This is a genomic window from Paenibacillus sp. Mc5Re-14, assembly GCF_001049835.1.
GTDB lineage: Bacteria > Bacillota > Bacilli > Paenibacillales > Paenibacillaceae > Paenibacillus > Paenibacillus polymyxa_C.
On the sequence record NZ_CVPD01000001.1, the window covers coordinates 3,447,658 to 3,471,892 of the forward strand.

General features: G+C 46.2%; 20 protein-coding genes and 1 riboswitch. Of the genes, 11 read left to right on the forward strand and 9 right to left on the reverse strand.

Annotated elements, in window-relative coordinates; translation table 11 throughout:
- Positions 1-81: 81 nt before the first annotated feature.
- The 4 genes from BN1546_RS15525 to BN1546_RS15540 all read right to left on the reverse strand — a co-directional run bounded on the left by BN1546_RS15525 (position 82) and on the right by BN1546_RS15540 (position 5,260).
- Complete coding sequence (locus tag BN1546_RS15525) at positions 82-1,548, reverse strand: amino acid permease (protein ID WP_013373076.1); 1,467 nt, start codon at positions 1,546-1,548, stop codon at positions 82-84.
- Positions 1,549-1,682: 134 nt separating this feature from the next.
- Positions 1,683-1,885, reverse strand: a riboswitch (Lysine riboswitch).
- A 121-nt stretch (positions 1,886-2,006) separates the two neighbouring features.
- A complete protein-coding gene (locus BN1546_RS15530; protein WP_016324726.1) occupies positions 2,007-3,140 on the reverse strand; it encodes a virulence factor in 1,134 nt (377 codons plus the stop codon).
- A 246-nt stretch (positions 3,141-3,386) separates the two neighbouring features.
- The gene (locus tag BN1546_RS15535) at positions 3,387-4,619 is read right to left on the reverse strand and encodes an MFS transporter (protein ID WP_090738220.1); all 1,233 of its coding nucleotides are present in this window, start codon (positions 4,617-4,619) and stop codon (positions 3,387-3,389) included.
- An 86-nt stretch (positions 4,620-4,705) separates the two neighbouring features.
- The gene (locus BN1546_RS15540) at positions 4,706-5,260 is read right to left on the reverse strand and encodes a MarR family winged helix-turn-helix transcriptional regulator (RefSeq protein ID WP_090738221.1); all 555 of its coding nucleotides are present in this window, start codon (positions 5,258-5,260) and stop codon (positions 4,706-4,708) included.
- A 358-nt stretch (positions 5,261-5,618) separates the two neighbouring features.
- On the opposite strand from BN1546_RS15540, the gene BN1546_RS15545 reads away from it, so the two are divergent.
- The 3 genes from BN1546_RS15545 to BN1546_RS15555 all read left to right on the forward strand — a co-directional run bounded on the left by BN1546_RS15545 (position 5,619) and on the right by BN1546_RS15555 (position 9,330).
- Entirely contained in the window at positions 5,619-6,965 is a 1,347-nt protein-coding gene (locus BN1546_RS15545; RefSeq protein WP_013373071.1) for a cytochrome ubiquinol oxidase subunit I, read from the forward strand.
- On the forward strand, positions 6,962-7,993 hold the full coding sequence (locus BN1546_RS15550) for a cytochrome d ubiquinol oxidase subunit II (RefSeq protein ID WP_090738223.1): 1,032 nt from the start codon (positions 6,962-6,964) through the stop codon (positions 7,991-7,993). The genes BN1546_RS15545 and BN1546_RS15550 overlap by 4 nt, the downstream gene beginning before the upstream one ends.
- 326 nt (positions 7,994-8,319) lie before the next feature.
- The gene (locus tag BN1546_RS15555) at positions 8,320-9,330 is read left to right on the forward strand and encodes an MBL fold metallo-hydrolase (RefSeq protein ID WP_090738224.1); all 1,011 of its coding nucleotides are present in this window, start codon (positions 8,320-8,322) and stop codon (positions 9,328-9,330) included.
- Between the two features lie 116 nt (positions 9,331-9,446).
- Here the strand turns inward: BN1546_RS15555 and isdG are convergent, their stop codons facing one another.
- Genes isdG through BN1546_RS15575 form a run of 4 tightly spaced genes read right to left on the reverse strand, consistent with a single transcriptional unit; the run spans position 9,447 to position 12,575 of the window.
- Complete coding sequence (gene isdG, locus BN1546_RS15560) at positions 9,447-9,797, reverse strand: heme oxygenase (protein ID WP_025674837.1); 351 nt, start codon at positions 9,795-9,797, stop codon at positions 9,447-9,449.
- A 1-nt stretch (position 9,798) separates the two neighbouring features.
- Positions 9,799-10,590, reverse strand: coding sequence for an ABC transporter ATP-binding protein (locus BN1546_RS15565; RefSeq protein WP_090738226.1), 792 nt, complete (start codon positions 10,588-10,590; stop codon positions 9,799-9,801).
- Positions 10,587-11,585 carry a FecCD family ABC transporter permease gene (locus BN1546_RS15570; protein WP_173364590.1) on the reverse strand — a complete coding sequence of 333 codons (999 nt, stop codon included), beginning with the start codon at positions 11,583-11,585 and terminating at the stop codon, positions 10,587-10,589. The genes BN1546_RS15565 and BN1546_RS15570 overlap by 4 nt, the downstream gene beginning before the upstream one ends.
- A gap of 9 nt (positions 11,586-11,594) precedes the next feature.
- Positions 11,595-12,575, reverse strand: a complete 981-nt coding sequence (locus tag BN1546_RS15575; RefSeq protein ID WP_090738228.1) for an ABC transporter substrate-binding protein — start codon at positions 12,573-12,575, stop codon at positions 11,595-11,597.
- A gap of 398 nt (positions 12,576-12,973) precedes the next feature.
- On the opposite strand from BN1546_RS15575, the gene isdC reads away from it, so the two are divergent.
- The 8 genes from isdC to BN1546_RS15620 all read left to right on the forward strand — a co-directional run bounded on the left by isdC (position 12,974) and on the right by BN1546_RS15620 (position 23,807).
- Complete coding sequence (gene isdC, locus BN1546_RS15585; protein WP_013373064.1) at positions 12,974-13,489, forward strand: heme uptake protein IsdC; 516 nt, start codon at positions 12,974-12,976, stop codon at positions 13,487-13,489.
- A 72-nt stretch (positions 13,490-13,561) separates the two neighbouring features.
- The gene (locus BN1546_RS15590) at positions 13,562-14,029 is read left to right on the forward strand and encodes an NEAT domain-containing protein (protein WP_013373063.1); all 468 of its coding nucleotides are present in this window, start codon (positions 13,562-13,564) and stop codon (positions 14,027-14,029) included.
- A gap of 32 nt (positions 14,030-14,061) precedes the next feature.
- A complete protein-coding gene (locus tag BN1546_RS15595) occupies positions 14,062-14,559 on the forward strand; it encodes an NEAT domain-containing protein (protein ID WP_013373062.1) in 498 nt (165 codons plus the stop codon).
- A 99-nt stretch (positions 14,560-14,658) separates the two neighbouring features.
- Positions 14,659-19,026, forward strand: coding sequence for an NEAT domain-containing protein (locus BN1546_RS15600; RefSeq protein ID WP_090738230.1), 4,368 nt, complete (start codon positions 14,659-14,661; stop codon positions 19,024-19,026).
- A gap of 157 nt (positions 19,027-19,183) precedes the next feature.
- Complete coding sequence (isdE, locus tag BN1546_RS15605) at positions 19,184-20,143, forward strand: heme ABC transporter substrate-binding protein IsdE (protein ID WP_090738232.1); 960 nt, start codon at positions 19,184-19,186, stop codon at positions 20,141-20,143.
- Positions 20,144-20,157: 14 nt separating this feature from the next.
- Complete coding sequence (locus tag BN1546_RS15610; protein WP_013373059.1) at positions 20,158-21,141, forward strand: FecCD family ABC transporter permease; 984 nt, start codon at positions 20,158-20,160, stop codon at positions 21,139-21,141.
- Positions 21,131-21,964, forward strand: a complete 834-nt coding sequence (locus BN1546_RS15615; RefSeq protein ID WP_058712535.1) for an ABC transporter ATP-binding protein — start codon at positions 21,131-21,133, stop codon at positions 21,962-21,964. Before BN1546_RS15610 ends, BN1546_RS15615 begins: the two co-directional genes overlap by 11 nt.
- 214 nt (positions 21,965-22,178) lie before the next feature.
- On the forward strand, positions 22,179-23,807 hold the full coding sequence (locus BN1546_RS15620) for an ABC-F family ATP-binding cassette domain-containing protein (RefSeq protein ID WP_090738234.1): 1,629 nt from the start codon (positions 22,179-22,181) through the stop codon (positions 23,805-23,807).
- A 181-nt stretch (positions 23,808-23,988) separates the two neighbouring features.
- Here the strand turns inward: BN1546_RS15620 and BN1546_RS15625 are convergent, their stop codons facing one another.
- Positions 23,989-24,174 (reverse strand): hypothetical protein, encoded by a 186-nt coding sequence (locus BN1546_RS15625; RefSeq protein ID WP_090738236.1) that lies wholly within the window; start codon positions 24,172-24,174, stop codon positions 23,989-23,991.
- Positions 24,175-24,235 lie beyond the last annotated feature (61 nt).

The following is a 24,235-nucleotide window of genomic DNA, read 5'->3' on the forward strand; positions in this document are numbered from 1 at the left end:
TGCGGATAATGGTCTTGGGACCAGGTGTACCAGCGTGTATTCCCTGATATGTGGAGACGGGCTTTTTAGCACTGTGTTCTATTATTTATCCGAAGACGGATTTGAACTCAAATCACATTCTTTTAGCGGAACGATTTTAGTACGTTTGATCCATTTGTAGCCAAGCCACAGCAGAAGGAACAGCGGCACACTCATATACGTAGCGATCATCGTTTTCCAGTCAATCTCCTGTCCAGTGAAGGCATCCGTCCCTTGCCCGATAATGACAATGATACATAGAGCAAAGGCAAACAACGGTCCGAACGGGAACCAGCGGGCTTTGTAGGGAAGCTCACTCAGACTGTGACCCTGTGCAGTAAAGGCACGGCGGAAACGATAGTGGCTGACGGCAATACCGACCCACGTAATAAATCCGCACATTCCAGAGGCATTGAGCAGCCAGTTATAGACTACACCGTCTCCGTACAAGGAGGCGAGAAAAGCAAGCATACCAACAGCAGTCGTGATCAAAAGTGCATTCATAGGAATGCCACGTCGATTGATACGCCCAAGGAAACGGGGAGCCTTGCCTTCCCGCGCCAAAGCGTACAGTACCCGAGTCGCTGCATACATACCCGAGTTGCCTGCTGACAATACGGAAGTCAAAATAACGGCGTTCATGACCGAGGCAGCAATGGCAAGCCCTGCTTTTTCAAATACGAGCGTGAACGGACTGACTCCGATATCACTGATATCTCCCCGCAGCAGATTCGGATTCGTATATGGAATGATCAAACCAATCACGAGAATCGCGAGAATATAAAAGAACAAGATACGCCAGAAGATTTGACGGATGGCACGTGGCACATTGTCACGCGGATTTTCGCTTTCGCCAGCGGCTACCCCAATCAGCTCGGTTCCCTGAAAGGAAAAGCCCGCAGCCATAAATACGCCCAATACAGCGAAGAATCCACCATGGAACGGGGCATCTCCTACCGTGAAGTTGGCAAAGCCAACCGCAGGACCACCCATGATGCCGAAAATCATCAGCACCCCTACGGCCAAAAAGATAATTACAGTCACAATTTTAATCATCGCAAACCAGTATTCGGATTCACCGTAGCCTTTGACCGTCAACGCATTCAGCAAGAAGATTATGGCGAGAAATAACAGACTCCACCAGGCAGAGTGGCTTTCCGGGAACCAGTATTTGATTAGCACGGTCGCTGCTGCCAATTCGGCAGCAATTGTCACTGCCCAGTTGTACCAGAAGTTCCAGCCCATGGCAAAACCAAAAGCCGGATCGACGAAGCGACCTGCATAGGTATTAAAAGAGCCGGATTCAGGCATAAACGTAGCCAGCTCACCGAGGCTGGTCATTAAGAAGTAGACCATGAGGCCAACTGCTGCATAAGCCAGCAGGGCACCGCCGGGTCCAGCTTCGGCGACCGCGCCTCCACTGGCGAGGAATAGCCCTGTTCCGATAGAGCCGCCGAGGGCGATCATCGTCATATGACGGGCTTTGAGACTTTTACGCAAGGTTGCGTCAGATGTTGCTTTGTGTTGCACGTTCAAACACTCCTTCATGAAATTGTATTTCATGTCAGGGCAAGAGCCAGAAGGAGGGGGAGTATATAAATCAAAAGACCGCAGGGAATACGCCTGCGGTCTTGTCTATGCATTCCGCACCATACCTTCTTCTATAACAAGATAGCTCAACACACGTGTCTGTGTTAGGACATCGCGTGACAGTTCTGCTCCTTTCGGTTAGCAGCCCCAGCATACGGAGTATTTACAAAGAGTCAGCTCCGCATACTTCGGCGGGTGTACCTTTCTACTGGAATCTCAGACGGCTCTTGGCGTCTCCTCCAGTGTACTGATTACATCCGCGACCTCTACCTCATCATAAAACAGGTTGATGAGGTGTATGACATGATATTTTATTGTATAGCGAACTACAGTATATCGTACCTGTACACCTTCTGACAATCGACAATTTTTAGAAAATCCACTTATCGATTCTTAAATCAAGAGTTCCGCTTGGCCATCTGCTGCCAAACCGTACCTGCGGCTTGTTCGCCTGATTCGATGCGCTCCAGTGCCATTTTAGCTTGCAGACTGACCTCAAATTCGGGGTCATCGACGGCCTTCTCCAGCGCATCACGCGCATCCTCGGTTCCAACCTCGTATAGAAAACGGGCTGCACGCCAGCGAACCAGCTTGCTGCTGTCCGACAGGGCTCCGATCATAGCGCTGGTAGCGACGGGATCGCCAATGTCCGACAACGTGTCGCCAGCAGTGCGGCGTACTGCCGCTGAAGGATCGCGCAGCGCCTCGAACAGCAGTTCCATTGCCTCCGGTGAGCGAATATCGCCCAGATAGACGACTCCCAGCCGCCGTAGCTGCATTTTGTCGTCATGTAGCGCTTGCCGGATCAACGGCAAATGCTCAGGCGTCGGCTCCAGCCGATCCAGCGCAGCGTAGCGTGTGCGCCAGTCTTCGTGTTGGAGGGCCTGCTTCAGCTCGGCATCGCTCCACTCGCGGCGTTCCTCCACGAATTCGCTGTTGTCCGCGCCGTGGGCAATCGCCTGCTGGATAATTTGTTCCAGCCGATCCTGCGGAAAGGCTGCCTCCAATTCCTGCTCAACCTCGCGGGCAATATCCGGCAGTTCACCGTAACGGACGCCGTAATCACTCAGCTTGCGTTCTTTGATCAGTGTTGCACTTGCCACGCGGGTAACGGCTTGCACGAAGCGGTCGGACAAGGAAATTCGTTCCTCCTGCTGTCCTGCCTTAACCCTAATTTGCATGGGAAGACCGCGGAAAAATTGTACAAAAACCTGTGCTTCGCCAAACGCTTCTCCCGAGGTTTCCTCCGGTAAATCCCAGTTTGCGTCAGCACCTTCCTCGCCTAGCTGATCCCGGACTTGACCCAGAATAGTAGACCAATCCGCATTTCCTTTACGGTCAAGGGCTACAAAATCGGTCGTGTGAAACACGCTTTTGACCCCTTCAATCGCCAGCATACGCCGGATAAATGGGGGAGCGGAACGTTCATTGTCCCGTGTATATGTTCTGCGGATACCTGCTTCCAGTCGCTCATCCAGATGCAGCATCATGGTGTTCGGACTGGGAGTTGGCTCGATAGATGTTATCTTCATAGCTCGGTACAGCCTCCTGTTCAAAAGTTCTCCATATATCATATATAGCTTATCTGTATTGTACCTCATTCTGTGTATGTCTCCAAAGAGAGAGTTTTTATTTATGAAGAAAATACAATGATATATATCACATTATTGATATAAGCATACCTGATGGATATGGAGGTTGTTTGAATAAAAACAAAATGCTATATGGGCCGAACTCAAAAAAGTCACAGGAAAACGGAGTAGGCAGGATGGTGCTGTCTATGCATTCCGCTTCAACGAATCATTTTGCTTCTGATGGATCAGGAGAGAAGCGATAAATCCCACAGACAGAACTGCCGCCAGCAGCATAAACGTAGTTATCTGATTGCCGCCATTTCCCATCAAACGAATGGAAAGCATAGGTGCTAGACTCGTACCGGCAAACAAAATGAAGGTATACAGTGAGACGGCTATGGCCCTTGCTGTACCGCCGAGCTGGCCAACTATTGCAATAAGTGAAGGGACACTTAGGGCAATGCCGCTAACAAAACATACACTTAATACCACGATAGCCATTAGAGAATGCGTCATTCCCATCAGCGCCAAGCTGAGAATGGAAAGAAGAAGAGCTGTACGTAGTAAAAGGTGAACACCGAATTTCAGGGCCAGTTGTCCGGCGAATGGGGAGAGAAGCATGCCGATGATGCCAGCGGATCTGACGTATAGCATCTGTTTGCTATTCAGGCCAAATTCGGGACTGCCAAGGTAGCTTCCCAAAACCGTATACATGCTCACAAAGGACATCAGAAGAACAAAAGCGATTGTGTAGCTTAACCATAAAGGATACGAGCGCAGAACGGTCCCCAACTGGCCGAAGGCTGCCCAAATGCGAACCCCTCGTTGCGGAGAGGGAGCTTTAGGCAGGAAAAAAAGAACGATCAGGAAGGTGATGGCGTACAAAACACCTAGCATCCGAAATACCATATTCCATCCGATCTGTCCACTAATGACAATACTAAATACCTGTCCGGTAATACCTGCCACGAGAAAGCCAGTGCTGATAAAGCCGATAGATGTTACCCGTTTTTCAGTCGGAAACATATCTACGGCATATGCGAGAGCAACGGGGGAAAAGGTGGCTGCCGCCAAACCCTGAAGCAAGCGTAGTGCAACTAATACGGAATACTGACTGGTTAAGCTGAGGGAAAACGACAGGATCGTCAATGCGAGCAGTCCAGCGACGATAACCTGCTTGCGTCCAAAGCGATCAGACAATCCTCCATAAATAAGACATCCCACCGCAAAGCCTAAGGAAAAGATACTTCCCGGCAGAGCCGCTTCAGCTAGTGTTTTTTCAAATACTTTAGCGAAGAGAGGGACCAAAGGGATCGTTACATATAGGCTGGACATCACGGCAACCGCTGACCAGCATAGGATTACAGTCATCCATACATAAGGGAGAGCAACATTTTCCTTCTGTATAACGCTATCATTTGTTCGTAATTTACTCATCAATAGAACACTCCTTCATCAAATAAGTAGTTTGAGATACAAACAATTAAATATATTAGATAACCTAATTATACGTTTAAAAAAAATTATCTGCCCACCCCCAGTTTATCTTCCATATGATGATGAATTTTTTCTATAATTCGCAAAAAAACGATCTGCTCCTCGGGCTCCAAAATACTTGCTAGGGAAGCACAGGAAGACCAAAATACAGGAAGCACTTGCTGCACAAGGTGAGATCCCGCTTCTGTAATGCGTACATGAATTTTTCGCCGATCTATAGAACTATGTTCTCTGATAATCCAGCCTCGTTGCTCTGTCCAATCCAGGAGGGATGTTGCAGATGCACGTCGGATGCCTAGACGGTCGGCAATCATAGAAGGGCTCATCTGGGCCTGAGATTGGTGCAGTGTCAACAGCAACAATAAATCTAGCTTACTCTCTGTCAGGCCGTAAGCAGCTAGATCCAAATCTATTGCGTCGAGCGTATTATCACTGGTCCATAGCAAAAAGAGACCAATACGGGCAAGTTGCCGATCCGTTTCTGCAAGGGCAGTTTGATCCATTAACTCCAGATAAGGTTCGGGTCCCAGACGAGGAAGAGACTGCTGGACGGTGTCCCGCTTACTTTGTTTTGGCGGCATAAGTTCACTCTTTTCATATAATTAGGTTATCTAACTATAAATAATATAACGTATTGCCATGCAAAAGACAATATCTAGCAAGAAATACTGCCACATTCCATACAGAAGCAGGGTTAAAAATCAGTTGAATGAACCAAACTGTGAGTAGGTTACCAAATTGCGCCAATAGATAAGTGAAGGAGGCGTTCCTATGTTCCGCAAGCAGGAAAGAACGCTCATTATTGTATGTATAGTAATTGCGGCCATTATGCTATATGCCGTAATTAAAAGCATAGCTCGCTTGACTCCCTAGTTGGTAATCAAGAGTGATTTCGAAGTTTTCCCTATTAAAAATGTGAAATGAAGGAGTGAAACCCATTTGTCTTCACTGGACCCTGTATTGCTAAGCCGGATGCTGACCGGGATTACCCTGTTTGTTCATATCGTATTTGCATCCATCGGCGTTGGTGTACCTTTAATGATTGCACTTGCAGAATGGCGCGGGCTGCGAACCGGTGATCCGCATTATACACTACTGGCCCGGAGATGGGCGCGAGGGTTTGTCATCACTGTTGCCGTGGGTGTCGTTACAGGCACCTCCATTGGTCTTCAGCTCAGCTTGCTTTGGCCTACCTTTATGCGGGTGGCTGGACAAGCGATTGCACTGCCCCTGTTTTTAGAGACGTTTGCTTTTTTTATCGAAGCAATATTCCTAGGCATCTACTTGTATACTTGGGATCGGTTTAAAAGTAAATATTTTCACTTAATGCTGCTCATCCCGGTAGCGATTGCCTCGTCTGCATCAGCGGTTTTTATTACGACTGTGAACTCGTTCATGAACCAACCTCAAGGCTTTACACTCAAAAATGGAGTCATGACCAATATTCATCCCATCGAGGCTATGCTAAACCCTGCCACGCCGACCAAAGTGTCTCATGTACTGGCTTCCTCGTATACATTGAGCGCAGGGGTGCTGATGGGGCTGGCTGCTTACAGCATGCTGCGGGGGCGTAACCACCCTTATTTTAAAAAGGCGCTGAAGCTGACGGCCACCTGTACCATTGTGTTTGCCATCAGTACAGTGATGATTGGAGACGCATCAGGTAAATTTCTGGCCAAATATCAGCCGGAGAAGCTGGCTGCCGCCGAATGGCATTTTGATACGATGACGCACGCCCCCTTTGTATATGGTGGCTTTATGGATGAAAACGGTGAAATCAAATACGCTCTGAAAGTGCCTTATGCACTTAGTGTGTTGGCCGGGAATTTGCCTAGTACGGAGGTTAAGGGGTTAAATGACTATCCGGTGGAGGAGCGTCCGCCGCTGTCTATTCATTATATGTTTGACCTCAAGATCACCACAGGAGTGCTGATTCTCGTCATCCCACTGCTATATCTGATCCGCAAGCGTTTGCCAGGTCGCAAACCCTACCCCAGATGGCTGCTGTTAGCGCTCATTCTGGTCGGACCGATGGCGATGGTAGCTATTGAGCTGGGCTGGATGTTTGCGGAGGTCGGCAGACAGCCGTGGATTTTACGCGGATATATGAAGGTGTCCGAAGCAGCAACTACTTCTACAAGTGTTGGGTGGATGCTAGTGTTGTTTGTTATTTTGTATCTGGTGTTGTGCTTCTCGGCCATCAAGGTACTCAGCAAACTATTCCGTAATAAGGATGCCGTGGAAGAGATAAGACAGCTGGGCCTGGAAGGGGCTGAAGGCAAGTGAACTATGAGATTGTAGGCATCGCCATTTTGTGGACCTTCCTGTTTGGATATTTGCTTGTGGCATCCATTGATTTTGGTGCAGGCTTTTTCAGCTTTTACAGTGTGCTGACAGGCCACCAGAACAAAATCCACAATATCATTCAACGGTATCTGTCTCCAGTATGGGAGGTTACGAACGTATTTCTCATCTTTTTTGTGGTGGGATTGAACGGTTTTTTCCCGGATGCAGCTTATTACTATGGGACGGCGTTACTCGTTCCCGGTAGTATTGCAATCGTGCTGCTCGCAATCCGGGGAGTATATTATGCTTACAATACGTATGGGCATTCGGGTAAAAATAATATCGTCTACATGGCGTTGTATGGTGCGACTGGATTACTGATTCCCGCGGCACTGTCGACGGTCCTCGCTATTTCGGAAGGCGGCATTATTTTGGAAAACAGCACAGGTGTTCATCTCCAATGGGGTCAGCTATTAAGCAACCCTTACACGTGGGCGGTTATTATTCTGGCGCTGGTGAGTGTATTGTATATATCGGCGATGTTTTTGTGCTTTTATGCCAAAAGGGCAGGGGACAAGGTCGCTTTCGAAATTGTACGAGGGTACGCGTTGCTCTGGAGTGCTCCTACGATTTTGGCGAGTTTGTTCGCATTTTTTCAGATTAACAAACAAAATCCGGACCATTTTGCCAATATGCTCAGTATGGCCTGGATGTTTGTCGCATCCTTCATATGCTTTGTAGGGGCAGTTTATCTGGTCTGGCAGCGGCGCCATTTGGGTATCTCCTTCATCCTGGTGATGCTGCAATTTGCATTTGCCTGGTATGGCTATGGCCGGTCACATCTTCCGTATGTTCTGTATCCCTACATTAATGTATATGACAGCTTTACGAACTCTACGATGGCATATGCATTGATTACGGCGTTTGTTGCGGGTCTGCTAGTGCTGATTCCTTCGCTGATCCTGATATTGAGATTGTTCCTATTCGATGCAAAGTATGTACGAGGACAAGCGGGAAAGAAAGGGTGAGTTAGAGTGGTTGCTTTCGAGCATTTTACGATCATGTATGAGTCGCCGATCATTATCGTGGTGGCGATTGTGTTTTTGTTCATTTATTCGGCACGCTTTAAAAACCCACAGGACTGACAATAACATGTGGAGCAGGCCTTCTGATAGACCCGGAAGGTCTGTTTTTGCTGTATTATAGCAGAATTTCCTTTACAGATGTGATTGAATTATACTTTACATATATCAGGATGTTGCATCATTTCATGTTCACATTTGAGTGACAATATATAGTTAAATTGAACCGTTGTGTTTTTGGAGAACGGGTCTGTCAGGGAGGGGGCTGCATCATGCCTAAAGTGCGTTTTAACAATATGGATCATGTAAATACCGATAAAACCATCAAGCAATTCAGACAATGGCGACAGGAGCGACGCAGCAAAATAAAGGATTATACGTTCGTTGTGCCAAACCATCCCCCGGAGCTGGAGTTCCTGCATCATAATCGGGAAATGGCGACGGCGACATGGGTGGGCCATTCCACCTTTTTTATTCAGTACCTTGGGCTGAATATTGTCACTGATCCGGTGTGGGCAGAGCGTATGGCTTTTGATAAAAGGCTGGCTCCACCCGGCATTCGCATTCAGGATGTGCCACCACTGGATATCATTCTGCTATCACATTCGCATTATGATCATTTACATTTGGCATCGTTGCGGAAGTTATATCGTGCAGACACATTGATGCTCGTACCCTCGGGGTTAAAGTCGAAAATGATCCGCAAAGGCTTTCGCAACTGCCATGAGCTGCAATGGTGGGAGCATTTTACGGTAGGCGGGGTGCGGATTACATTTGTTCCGGCACAGCACTGGACACGGCGTACGCCGTTTGATACCAATGCTTCGCATTGGGGTGGATACGTTCTGCAAAGTGAGCAGCAGGTGATTGGTTCTGCCACGTCTGTTGCAGGCTCAGATGCTCATGCAGAATCCGATTCAACGGAGGCACCTACGTTGTATTTTGTGGGAGATACCGGATATTTCCGTGGGTTTAAGGAGATTGGCGAGCGCTTTGCCATTGATCTGACCTTTATGCCGATTGGCGCGTATGAACCGGAATGGTTCATGACCTCACAGCATGTGACACCTGAAGAGGCGTTGCAGGGCTTTGTGGATTGCGGCGCAGATCAGATGATCCCGATGCATTATGGAGCCTTTAAGCTGGCGGACGATACGCCGAGAGAGGCGCTGGATCGTCTCGAAGTAGAGCGAGAGCGCTTGGGGATTGCAAAGGAACGCATCCATGTACTGGGGCACGGAGAGACGCTAAAAATTGGGCGCCGTTGCTCAACCAGAATCTGAGGGATTCAATAAAATACGTATATAAGAGGATTTTGCAAAAATCCAATAAGCGGCCCAGCGGACAATTAATATTGTCTGCCGAGCCGCTTTTTTTAGTTCTATGCTACCGTTCAGAATTAAACGGCTTCGATCTCACTCGCCAAAGAGGAGTCATTGTTCGCAATGGGATGACGAACGATTTTAACCTCATAGAACGTGATTTTATTTTCAATAATATAGTCTGGAATTTGACGGTGGTTGTGGGATTCACGGAACGCTTCACTTTTCGTCCAGCCTTGGAAGTTCTCTTTTTCCTTCCAGCGTGTGCTAATCGTTACTTCCTCATAATCCTTCGTGTTTTCCGTCAGCAGCACTTCCAGACCGAGGAAGCCTTCCATCTTTTCAACCTGTCCTTCTTTGTTAAATCTTTCGATGAGCAAATGGGCATTACCTGGTGTGATTTTAGATGTGTTTGTAACGATAACCATATTAAATTCCTCCTGAATGATGTGGTATGGTCGGTATAATAACCGGATAGCCATCCTCAAATTTGATGGTAGCGTTCATTTCATAAATGTCGCGAAGAAAAGCAGACGTCAAAATCTGACGGGGTTCGCCAGCAACGGCGATTCGTCCCCTTTTAAGCGCAATCATATGATGACAATAGGCCGCAGCTTGCTGCAAATCATGCAGTACCATAACAATCGTCAAGCCGGACTCGTGATTAATACGCCGCAGCATATCCATAACTTCAAATTGGTGGGCGATATCCAGAAAAGTGGTCGGTTCATCGAGCAAAAGAATACCCGTTTGTTGGGCCAAGGCCATTGCAATTCGCGCTTTTTGTTGTTCACCTCCCGATAGAGTATGGAACATCCGATCTGCATAGGGCTGAATGCCCGTGATTTCCATGACATGGTCGATAATTTGCTGATCTTGTCTGGTAGGTCGTGTCCTCAAGCCCTTGGCATGAGGAGATCTTCCATAAGCGACCAGCTCACGAACCGTTAATAACGGCAAAATATCCTTCATTTGCGGCAGCATTGTAATCGTCTGAGCCAAATCACGCCGCTTGTATTCCTCCACGGGCTTGCCCAGTATAGAAACCTTGCCCTGATCCTGCTTGAGCAGCCGGGTCAAAATCCGCAAAAGAGTAGACTTGCCTGAGCCGTTGGGACCGACAATGGCGGTGAGCTGGCCAGCGGGCAAGGTAATGTTCACATCGTCCAACTGGAAATATCCGCGTTGTAAGGAGAGATGTTCACCCTGAATGGCTGTCATCCGAAATTCCCCCGTTTCTTGAGCAGGATTAAGAAGAACGGTGCCCCAATGACGGCCAGCAAAATACCGACAGGCAGCTCAATCGGGTCAAACCAAGAGCGTGCGACTGTATCCGCTAGGACAACCAGTGTCCCACCGCCCACAATGGAAAGGGGGAGGAGGAAACGATAATCTTCCCCGATGAGTAGCCTTATAACATGGGGAACGACCAGTCCTACGAACCCGATCAGCCCGGCTACACTGACCGCCGTGCCGGCGAGCAGGGCAGAGAGCAAGATAATGAGCATCCGTTGAAGCTCTACCCGCTGGCCTAGCAGCTGTGCTGAATCGTCGCCCAGCAGCAGCAAATTCGCAGGCTTAATCGCAAACAAAGAGGCGATTAAGCCAATGATAGCGTAAGGAGCCATGAACTCCAGATGATGCCAGCTGCGTCCATTTAACCCGCCAGATAGCCAAGGAAGTACTGCCTGTACGCGGTCGCTGTACATGACCATCACGCCGTTGGTGAGCGCGCCCAACAACGCGTTGATCGCAACGCCAGCCAGCACAATTTTGACAGGGGAAGCCCCTCGGTCCCAAGCCAGTAGGTAAATGACGATCGCACTCAGAAAGGCTCCCAAAAAGGCGGTTACCGGAAGAAGGTAACTAAGCTGTGGAAGCATCACCATCGTAATAACGGCAGCAAGTCCACCTCCAGCCGATACACCAATAATGCCTGGGTCAGCCAATGGATTTTTCATGACGCCTTGAAGAAGTGCTCCTGAAGCTGCGAGACAAGCGCCTACCAATAAACCTACCAATACTCTGGGGAGTCGGAGATCCATTAGGATCGTGCGATATGTGGATTCATCATTATGTAGCAAAACCTGATTGATTTCTTGAAGTGGAATCGAAACCGAACCGTAGGCCAGACCGTACACAGAGACGGCTAGCAATAAGATCGGAAGGATAATCCAGGCGATGGTGCGTCTTCTGGCGCGCTGTAGTTTGTTCATCGCCATCGCCTATTTCGCCGGATACAGCTTTTGGTGCATCAAATCCAGCGCTTTAGTGACCCGTGTCCCTGGATTTGTCCCGAACAAATCTGAAGGTAAAACCTCGACCTGGCTGTTTTGGACTGCCCGGATTCCGTTCCAAGCTGCATTTTCCTGCATTTCTTTTATAAATGCGGCTTTAACCTCTTCCGTATTACCATGGGTCATGATGAAAATGTAGTCAGGGTCAGCCTGTACGATGCGTTCTGTGTTCAACTGCGCATATTGCGGGAAATTTTGCAGGCCCGGAAAATCAGCGGCGATATTGGAACCACCTGCAACTTCCAAAATGTTTCCGCCTAGAGAATTCGGCAGCGCTGCCATGTACGTGGCCGGGGCTCCGTAAACCAGCAACACCTTCGGTTTGGAGGTAGAGGCTGTTTCTTTTTGCAGCTTGGCTACTTGTTGGTCAATTTGTTGGTTCAGCTTTACGGCCCCGTCCTGCTTTTGCAGTAATTGTCCGTACAGCGTAATTTGTGACTGGATATCCTGAACTGAATTAGCCCCAGTCAGCAGCAGCTGTGAACCGACTCCTTCAATGGCTGGGATGTCTTTTTCATTCATAGGATAGTTGCCTAGTACGACATCCGGTTTGAGCATCGTAATTTTCTCCAGATCTACTTCATGAGTGGAACCTATTTGCTGAACGTTTTCAGCAGCAGGTACGACGGAAGGTCCATTGGAGTTGGGCCTCCCCACGGCTGTCCCGCCCAATGCGTAAATAATATCTAGATCGCCATTACTGAGCGCAACGATATGTTGAGGGACCTTTTGAAACGCCAACGTCCGTTTTGAGAAATCAGTAACTTGAATCGTCACGCCGCTTGTCGTGCTTGAAGTGGTAGATACGGAAGCACTGACTGGTTTGTGATCTGCGGTCGAGGTACCATTACTACATCCGGTAACTGCCAATAAAAGCGCTGCGGATGACCACAACACATAAGATTTCATGTTATTCCTCCTGCAATTTTCAAGTTAAACAATAATGATAATCATTTTCATTTATGTATAAGAGAATGATAATGAATATCACTGAGGATTGTCAATTGAAAAAAGTAAATTTTAAAATAAATTTTGAACTAAAAATAAAAGAGAGTCATTCGAATTATAGAAGAAGGAACTACAAATTTTTATTAAAAAATAGCATATATCAAGGGATTACGTACACACAAATACATATTGACATTTTCGAAAAGTGTAAGATATATTGGTGATGGGTTTACTTGATTTTGCGAAATTATGGAATAGAGAGGTGGGGAGACAAGCTCGAAAAGAGCTATTTTTTTTAAATTATTAATTGAGAATGATAATCAATTAGTTTATTCTCGTGGGGAGGGACTGCTGTCAAAATGAAGAAGGGGTATTCTGCAATTATTGCTGTGTTTCTGCTGGTGAGTGTGCTGAGCTTTTGGCCAACTTCGTCATCTGTAGGAGCCGCTGCGGCTTCTCCAAAATTGGCGGATGGTACATACACGCTCAAATACAATATTCTCAAGGCAGAAAATGATTCAGTGTCCATGGCTAATGATTATTTTGAAAAACCAGCTAAGTTGTATGTAAAGAAAGGTCAAATGACCATGCAAATTAAGCTGAATCATAGCGAATGGACAACCGGGTTTAAAGTGGATTATAAAGGCAAAATCATCGATACCAAAGTCATCCAAAAGGATGCCAAAACCGATACTCGCACCGTGCAATTTCCAATTGCGAGTATCAACAGCCCGTTGATCTCTAAAATTCATGTTACTGTCCCTGCATACAATTACGATCATGACTATACGATCCGCTTCGCTTTTGATTCCAAAAGCATCAAAAAAGTTGCAGCCGTCCAGTCAGCGAAATCAGCCAAATCTTCCAAAAAGTAAATTCAGGCTATCTTTATCGTTCATAAAATCAACATAAATTCAAGCATAAAAAATGAAGGAGTGTGTGTAGATATGAATATGGTAATGAATCGCTTTGAGCAATTTTCTTTCAAGAAGGTATTCGTAGCATTGATCATGACAGCACTTGTTTTTGCACTGATGGCTCCACTCTCTGCTAAAGCAGCAGCAGCCGACGGCACTTATAACGTAGATTATACCGTTCTGAAGGATCAAACCAATGAAACTTCTCGATTAGACAGCTATCTGACAAAGCCTGCTCAGGTTACGGTAGCCAATGGCAAAAATGTCGTTCGTCTGACTGTGAAAAGCAGCAATCTGATTACAGCGTTCAAAGTAGAGCAAAATGGCGTACTGCAAGATGCGACTGTAGTCAGCACAAATACCGCGAACAACACTCGTGTAGTGGAATTCGAAGTAGCTGACCTGAATGCAAAAGTAAATGCTTACGCTGAAATCACAATCCCAGTAGTTAACTACACAGGCAAGTACGATGTACAACTGCAATTCGACGAAATCTAATCCAAAATAAAACGTAAAAGGAGATTGAAAACATGAACATGATTATGAATCGTATGGAGAAGTTGTCTCTGAAAAAAGTAATGCTCACTGTATTGATGGCTGCGCTTGTTTTTGTGGTACTAGCCCCATTCTCAGCTAATCAAGCGAACGCGGCTTTGCCTAATGGAACGTATCAATTGCCTTATACCGTTTTTAAGGATGGAACCACTCAGCCATCTTACATGGATACCAATGGTTATGTGAAAAAACCAGCTACACTGATTGTTACGAATGGTCAATACAAAGTGCGTGTAGCTATTACCAAAAGTGCTTGGGTTACTGAATTTAAAACTCAACAAAACGGTCAGTATGTGAATGCGACTGTGGTCAGCACATCCGGCGATACAAGAATAGTTGAATTCCCGGTAACTAGCTCGTCTCAAAAATTGAATGTCAAACTGCATGTAAGCGTACCTAAAGAATACACTGGCGGTATTCCTTACGATCACGACTATGTTGTTCAGTTCCAATTCGACGACAGCGATATCTAAGGGTTTCTTTTTGAAAATATGATTTTGAATTGAATACTCATTTGGAGCTCAGTTCCAGAGCTCCAAATGAGTATATTTTAAGTAGGGGGATACATCACCTTGAAAAGCCGATTTAACAAATATATTACGACATTCGCTGCTATTCTAATGTTGTTTTCTTTATTTTCACCATACGCAGGAGCAACACCCGAGGATGAATCCACTTCGTCGAATTTGCCTGACTCAAGCACTACAGTGACTAGTGCTACGTATGCTACTTATGAGTATCCGGTAGAACTGCCCGGTCCATATGTTGAGCCTACCAATGCTATAACTACTACTGAAGCGACTTATGCAGATGGAGAATACCTGATTGATTATAAGCCTTTACGAAAGACAGTCAGCGGAAGCACCAAGGACTCGAGTTTTAAAACAAACTATACCTATCCTGGAGACTTGATCATTAAAGATGGAAAATACCATTTTTCATTTAAATTTGCGGAGGCTCAAGGACTTTCGAAATTTTTAGTAGAACAAAACGGGGAAACGGTTCCCGCCAAAATAGAAGTAGATTCCGGAAAAGCTTCGGGAACTGTTAGCTTCGATGTTTATGATTTTCATCAAAATGTAAATACAGAGTTTGGATTTAACAGTAGTTCTCCATGGTATGTAGATACCGATCCAGACCGTTCAGTGAAGGAATGGATTGAGTTTGATCCTTCCAGTTTGAGACTTAAAAACTCAACGGAGAATCCAACCGTTCCACCAGTGACACCGCCGGTAACGCCTCCTAGCACAGGAGAAAAATTAGCTGATTTGGACTTTACCCTCTTGAAAGATGGAACAGATGAAAAGTCTATGATGGATGGGTATACAGAGAAACCAGGCTCACTAATAGAGCGTGGAGGTAAACAATATGCCCGGTTTACATTAAAGAATAGCAAGCAAATTGATGGCTTCAAAGTAGAGCAAAATGGAGTGTTAACCGATACCTCTATTGTAAGTGAAGATCAAAATGCGAATACACGAGTTATCGAGTTTGAAGTAAAAGAACTGCCAGCCAAGCTGAACGCATGGGTGAGCATCAACTGGCCTGAGCTTAGCTACGTGCATACTTATAATGTAGATCTTCAGCTGTCTTCTGTACCTGTACCAACAACTTTGGCGGATGGAACGTACGCTATTAACTTTAATACCCTGCACGCAACTAAAGATCAGCCATCAGCCATGGCGCAATATCTGTTGTCTCCAGCGACTTTGACAGTAGCGAAAGGACAAAAAGAAGTTTCTTTCACCATTAAAGACAGCACTACTGTAACAGAATTCAAAACAGAGCAAAACGGGACACTTACGGATGCAGATATTGTAAGTGAGGACAAGACAGTCAATACGCGTGTTGTGAAATTCAAAGTAGCCGATTTGGACGCGATTTTGAATGCACAGGTACATGTGAGTACGACTTATCCAGGTGGGGTTTATGAGATGGATCATAAACTTCGTCTTCAGTTCGATAAAAATAGTATCACAGAAAATGGAACCTCTCCGGAAACAAAATCCAATCTGGACTTCACTCTTTTGAAGGATGGAACGAATGAAAAGTCTATGATGGATGGGTATACAGAGAAACCAGGCACCTTGATTGAACGTAATGGCAAGAAGTATGTCCGTTTTACCTTGAAAAACAGTACGCAAATTGACGGCTTTAAGGTAGAGCAAAACGGAGTATTAACTAATGTTGCTACAGTAAGTGAAGACAAAACTGCAAATACACGAGTTATTGAATTCGAGGTTAAAGAAATACCTGCTAAGTTAAGCGCATGGGTAAGCATCAACTGGCCTGAGCTGGGCTACGTGCATACTTATAATGTAGATCTTCAATTGGCATCTGTGCCCACATCACCTAGCTTGGCGGATGGAACGTATTCTATTAACTTTAACACCCTGCACGCAACCAAAGATCAGCCATCAACCATGGCACAATATCTGTTGTCTCCAGCGACTTTGACGGTATTGAAGGGACAAAAAGAAGTTTCTTTCACCATTAAAGACAGCACTACTGTAACAGAATTCAAAACAGAGCAAAACGGGACACTTACGGATGCAGATATTGTAAGTGAGGATAAGACAGCCAATACGCGTGTTGTGAAATTCAAAGTAGCCGATTTGGATGCAATTTTGAATGCACAAGTGCATGTGAGCACCACCTATCCAGGTGGGGTTTATGAGATGGATCATAAGCTTCGTCTTCAATTTGATAAAAACAGCATTACGAATGCTCCAACCCCGGTTGATCCTGGGACGCCAGGCACACCAGGCACGCCCGGAAAGAATTTAGCTGATGGAACGTATTCGATCAATTTCGATGCGCTGCACGCAACCAAAGATCAAAAATCGGCCATGGCGCAATATTTATTATCTCCGGCCACGCTGACGGTATCAAAAGGCAAGTATGAAGCCTCCTTTACCATCAAAGACAGCACCACCGTGACAGAGTTTAAAACAGAACAAAACGGAACGTTGGCAGATGCAGATATCGTAAGTGAGGACAAGAATGCTAATACACGTGTTGTGAAATTCAAAGTAGCCGATTTGGACGCTATTCTGAATGCACAGGTCCATGTGAGCACCACCTATCCAGGTGGGGTTTATGAGATGAATCATAAGCTTCGTCTTCAATTTGACCGCAGCAGCATTACAGCTAAGGGACCGGATAACGGAACCACAACCCCAGTTGAAAATGGCAGATACAGCATTGATTTCTCCGTACTCAAAAACGGAAGCAATGAAATATCTGTGATGGATGGGTATATGCAAAAGCCAGCTACACTGTTAAAACAGTCTGGTAAAAATATCATTCAAATTAAAATGGACAAGAGCAGCTGGATTAAAACGTTTAAAGTAAATGGTTCTGAAGCTCAGGTGGTTGAACAGTCCACCTCTGCAGACACAAGAACAGTACAATTTGAAGTGCCTAATCTTTCAGATAAAGTTACAGTGAACACGCATGTCATCGTACCTGGATTGGATTTGGGTGGCATCCCTTACGACCACGTATATGATGTGCAGTTCCAATTCGAGCCTGCCACCATTCGCAGCTTTGTGGAGCCTACTTCTTCAGGGGCAGCTGATCCTATCGTTAAATTGGATTTCGACAAGCTTGCCAATGGTAAATATGCATTGAAATTCAGCATTGTGCTGCCAGATGGTGTCACAGGATCTGATTCTCCGGCTCAACGCTTCATCACTAATGAACCAGCGCAATTGGTCGTGGAAGGCGACAAACGGTTTGTAGGTCTGAAGCTGCAAAACAGTAATGAAGTTAAGGCGCTGCGCATTTGGGATAACGCAAGTGGAGGTTATCAGGATGCAGAAGTGACCCGGGAAGATGCAGCAAGTAATACGAAGGACGTTCGTTTCAGTGTGAGTGACTTTAAGAACAACGTAAAAGGTCAACTGGTTGTCTACGAAGCTCCTAAAGTGGCAAGTAGCGCGCCGATGGTTTTCAAGGCGGAGGATCGAGTAGAAAAGGTATATGATTTTGAATTTAAATTCGATACCAGTAATGTATCTTATCACAACGAAACCAAAGCAGACAAAGTAGAACAGGGGAAAAATAACTTAGCCGATGGAGAGTACACTGCGAACTTCCGTGTGCTTGCAAACGGAACGGACAAGGATTCTTTGGTGGCTCCATTTGTACAGAGTCTGGCGAAGTTGATTGTGAAAAATGGTAAGGTCCAGGCCCATGTAACCGTAACGGACAATCAGGCTTTGAAATTATTCCAAACGGACTTTGAGGGCCGTTATGCTAATCCAACGATTGTGGCTTCCGACACAAAAGGGGATACACACACAATTGCCTTCGAAGTACCTGATCTGGATAAAAAGCTGAGTGTGTACACACAGGTATATCTGCCTGAGAAGTACATTTTTAATGAGAAATTCGGCGGACAGATTCAATTTGACCGTGCGTCACTCAAAGGTGAGGGAGTTAATGCAGCTACAACTGCAACCGCTACTGAACCGACAGCAGCTTCTACGGACAAAGCAGCAGAAACGACCACACCGGTAGCTGAAGCAAAACCAGCAGTTGAGCAACCAGTTCAAACGGCTTCCGAGAAGCAATACACGATCAATTACAACGTATTTAAAGACAAAACAAATGAAGCGTCCGTTATGGATGGTTATCTCGATAAACCAGCCACATTGATTGAAAAGGGAGACAAGCGTTATATCCAAGTCTCTTTGAAAAACAGCTCTTGGATGCCAACCCTACAAGTGGAGCAAAACGGTACCCTAAAAGATGTGGAAGTGATCTCCACATCCGGTGATACACGTATCGTCCAATTTGAGGTAGGGGACTTGTCCCAGAAAATCAGTGCTTACACACACGTCATTGTGCCTGGTTTGGTCCTTGGCGGAGTACCATATGATCACTGGTATACGGTTCAGTTCCAATTTGATGAAGCAAGCCTAAAGGTGAAATAACCTCAGGTTATGACATCAATAAAGCCTGAATAACAGCAAAGCTTGTATGCGAGCAAGTCTTGGTGCCCCGGCATCAAGACTTGTCAGCATTTACATACCTGAAAAAATTGGGACTACGCTGTTGCTCTATATTTTGAATTGAGGTGATTGGATTTTCATGAATCAGTATGCAGCTTTGACTCAAAAGAAATCGTTTGTTTTCTATATGTTAATCGGCATTATGATCTTATTGCTGGCCGGATGCTCCGGGGGAGCACAGGCTGGACAGAACCCTAGCGATGGTTCGACTTCAACGGCAGCATCAGATGCAACTGAAAAGTCGTCTAATGATAAAACAGCAACTCCACGTATTGTGGCGACTACAGTAGCCATTTCTGAAATTACGAATGCGCTGGGCTTGGATTTGGCTGGCAAGCCGACAAGCACCAAAGTATTGCCTGATCGTTACAAGGATGTCCCTGATGTGGGAAATCCGATGAGTCCTGATATGGAAAAAGTAATGTCCTTGAAACCTACAGATGTACTGTCGGTGACCACACTCAAATATGATTTGGAGCCCAAGTTTAAGGATCTGAACATCAATGCTGAATTTTTGAATTTTGAAAGCCTTGCGAATATGCAAAAGGAAATTCAAAAGCTGGGAGACCGATTTGATAAAGCTGAAAAGGCGAAAGAGATTAATGGGGCCTTGGATGCCAAAGTTGCTGAGATTCAGCAAAACATCAAAGGCAAGAAGTCTCCTAAAGTACTAATTCTACTGGGTGTTCCGGGAAGCTATCTGGTGGCTACCGAACATTCCTATATTGGAGATCTGGTTAAAATTGCAGGCGGAACAAATGTAGTTCAAGGCGAGAAAGTGGAGTTCATAGCCCATAATACCGAAGCCTTGCAGCAATCCAACCCCGATATCATTTTGCGTGCTGCACACGGGATGCCGGATGAGGTCGTAAAAATGTTCGATGAAGAGTTCAAAACTAACGATATCTGGAAGCATTTCAACGCTGTGAAAAAAGGGCATGTTTATGACCTGCCTGAACCGTTGTTTGGCACCACAGGGAATTTAGCGGCAAGCTCTGCGCTGGATGAGCTGATGAAAATGCTGTATCCTTCGAATTAAAGGAAGCTGATGACATGTCCAAAAAATTATGGAGCCTTATTGTTGTAATTGTCTTACTCGTCGCTGTCATGCTGTATTCAGCGATGACAGGCAGCCTCAAGGTGAATTTGAGCCAGTTGGTGACCGGATTGTGGACAGGTACAGATGATCAGGTGAATGTGGTCAAGGACCTCAGACTACCGAGAATTATCGTAGCTGTGATGGCGGGAGCAGCACTTGCGGTGGCGGGTGTTTTGCTGCAAGCTGTCATGAAAAACCCCCTGGCGGATTCTGGCGTGATCGGCATTTCTTCGGGAGCGGCCTTGGTCTCGCTGATCGCGGTGACCATCTTTCCCGCGCTTTATTTCTGGATGCCGTTCTTTTCATTTATTGGCGGTGCGTTGGCCTGTCTAATGGTCTACGGATTTTCATGGAAATCCGGCTTGCATCCCATTCGCCTTATTCTGATTGGGGTGGCAGTAAACGCCATCTTTTCCGGCCTAGGTCAGTCGTTTAACTATCGGGGCAGTTATGCGGTCACCAGCATTAATCAGGTCACCACCTCAACCTTGTCTATGAAAAAATGGGTAGATGTTGAGGTAATTGTGACCTATGGCGGGATTGGGCTAATTTTAGCCATGCTCGTCTTCTCCTGGTGTAATTTCTTGTCACTTCAAGATAAAACGGCTAAAAATTTGGGTCTTAACGTGACGCGCGCACGACTTTTGATTTCTGTGATTGCAGTGCTGCTTGCAGCAACTGCTACAGCTATCGCAGGGGTGATTGCTTTTATCGGCCTGCTCGTTCCGCATTGTGCCCGCTACCTGGTTGGTTCGGATCATAAGTGGCTGATTCCGTTCTCTGCCTTATGCGGCGGTTTGCTGCTGTTGCTTGCGGATACACTGGGGCGAACGGTGCTTGCTCCCAATGAAATTCCAGCCTCTATTATTATGGCAGTCATTGGCGGACCGTTCCTAATATTCCTGATCAGAAAGGCGGATCGCACCTATGGACATTAAAGATATAACCTTCTCCTATGATCGGAAAACAGACCGTTTACATGCGATCAATGCTGTTATTGAGCGGGGACGAATTACTACGATTATTGGCCCCAATGGATGTGGCAAATCGACACTGCTCAGCGTGATGTCCAACAATGCTGTTCCTCGCATGGGCCAGGTGATTCTGGACGGCAAGGAGATAGCCCACTACAAGCCCAAGGAGCTGGCCCGTCAATTAGCGGTAGTTCATCAGCAGAACGAAGCTCCCTCCGACCTGACAGTAGAAAAACTTGTCAGCTTCGGAAGACTGCCTCATAAGAGCATGTTCACAACCAGCCGAGACGAGGACGAGGAAGCAGTCGAATGGGCTATAGCCTGCACCAATCTGGAGGAACGCAGAACACATACACTGGATCAGCTCTCAGGAGGAGAACGGCAGCGTGTGTGGATTGCGATGGCCTTGGCACAGCGAACGCCGATTTTATTTTTGGATGAGCCGACCACCTATCTGGATATGTATTACCAGCTTGAGATTTTGGAGCTTATTCGGCAGCTCAATCGGGAGCACGGACTGACCATCGTGATGGTCCTGCATGATATTAATCAGGCTATTCGGTATAGCGACGTGATGATCGCTATGAAGGAAGGACGCATAATAGCGAATGGTCCGCCTAAAGAGGTCGTTACATCCGAACTGATTCAGGCAGTCTATGGTGTCAAAGTAGTCATAAGACAGGACGAGGAGGCGGGGATGTATCTTATTCCGATAGGCGTCGGAGCTTCCGAACATTTACAAGTACAGAGAGAGTGTAAGGTATCTGTCCTTGAGTTATCTCATTGAATTTGAAACATAAAAATGGTTCTGGTCGAGGTGTTTGTCAGGTGACAATCGTGAAGACAGAAGCATTTTTTTATTTTATTTATAAGATATTGGATGAGATTCAGAGACAGTTCTGCTTAGACTACGGTTCGAATCCGATCTTTTGTGTGTTATACTATTGCCGTCGGTAATTTTGTGTTTAGCACTTTACTAATGATAAGGATGGTATGCTTATATGATCAGTACAAGCGGCGTAACGCTTCGTTATGGTAAACGCCCACTTTTTGAAGACGTAAATATCAAATTTACTCCTGGGAACTGCTACGGCCTGATTGGGGCGAATGGCGCGGGTAAGTCCACCTTTTTGAAAATTCTTTCCGGTGAAATCGAAGCCAATTCAGGTGAGGTTCACATGACACCGGGCGAACGGATGGCTGTCCTCAAGCAGAACCATTATGAATACGATGAATTTCCGGTTCTGGAAACCGTTATTATGGGTCATACGCGTCTGTATGAAATCATGAAGGAAAAGGATGCACTGTACGCTAAAGCAGAGTTTTCCGAAGCAGACGGTTTGCGTGCTGGTGAATTGGAAGGCGAATTTGCAGAGCTGAACGGTTGGGATGCCGAGCCGGATGCGGCTGCATTGCTGATCGGTCTCGGTATTCCACGCGATCTGCATGACAAAAAAATGGCTGAGATGAGCGGCAACGACAAAGTGCGCGTTCTGTTGGCACAAGCGTTGTTTGGTCGTCCGAACAATTTGCTGCTTGATGAGCCTACCAACCATTTGGACCTCGAATCCATTCAGTGGCTGGAGAACTTCCTGATGGACTATGAAGGCACCGTCATCGTTGTATCCCATGACCGTCACTTCCTGAACAAGGTATGTACGCATATTGCGGATATTGATTTTGGTAAAATCCAGATGTATGTCGGCAATTATGACTTCTGGTACGAATCCAGCCAGCTTGCGCTTACACTGGCTCGCGATGCGAACAAGAAGAAGGAAGAAAAAATCAAAGAACTGCAAGCCTTTATTCAGCGCTTTTCTGCGAATGCTTCCAAGTCCAAACAGGCGACTTCGCGTAAAAAGCAACTGGATAAAATTACGCTGGACGACATCCGTCCATCGAACCGTAAATATCCGTTCATTAACTTCAAGCCTGAGCGTGAAGCGGGCAAACAATTGCTGACTGTAGATAGTGTCAGCAAAACCGTGGAAGGCGAGCAAGTGCTTAACGAGTTCAGTCTGGTTGTGAACAAAGGCGATAAAATTGCGTTTGTAGGTCCGAACGGTCTGCCTAAAACGACGCTCTTCCAGATCTTGATGAACGAACTGGAAGCGGATAAAGGTGAATTTTCCTGGGGGATTACAACGAGCCAAGCGTATTTCCCGAAAGATAACTCCACTTATTTTGAAGGTGTGGATATGAACCTTGTGGACTGGTTGCGTCAATATTCCAAGGATCAGGATGAAACGTTCCTGCGCGGCTTCTTGGGACGTATGCTTTTCTCAGGCGAAGAAGCGCTTAAGAAAGCAAGTGTACTGTCCGGGGGAGAAAAGGTTCGCTGTATGCTGGCGAAAATGATGTTGAACGGTGCTAACGTACTGCTTCTGGAAGAACCGACCAACCACTTGGATCTGGAGTCCATCACAGCGCTGAACAATGGTCTGATCGACTTTGACGGGACTATTTTGTTCACTTCTCATGACCATCAGTTCATTCAAACCATTGCGAATCGCATCGTGGAAATTACACCAAACGGCGTAATCGACCGTACGATGAGCTATGATGAATACTTGGAAAATGAAGAAATCGCTAAATTACGTGAACGCATGTACCCGGTAGAAATCGGCTAACATCCGAACTGCTAATTTCAGCAAATAGATAAACGAAAGAGGAGCTCCATCAGGCCATTGATATGGCCGGGAGACTCCTCTTTTTTCGTTTTGTGCCATGCCCTTAGCTTAATCGGTTCCGAGAATGAGGTAAGATAGATCTTGCCTGCTCTTCGGTACCCTATATAGCCTATGGGGTGGCTTATGATCCGCCTGTACGACGGCGTTGGTTGTTCGGCTTCTTCGTATTTTGGCTTTTCAGTGTTTTGGTGGGACCGCCTTGAAAGCCGCCCTGCTGTGAAGCGCCGGACTGCTGTTTTTTTTGTGCCAGTTTTTCCCGAATGGCATCTGCGAGATTAATTTTACGTGGTTCCTTAGCATCGCTCATGAATAAATTCCTCCTGTTGCCGCCAGATTCAAGTCAATCATGCTGGATTGAAGAAAAACGC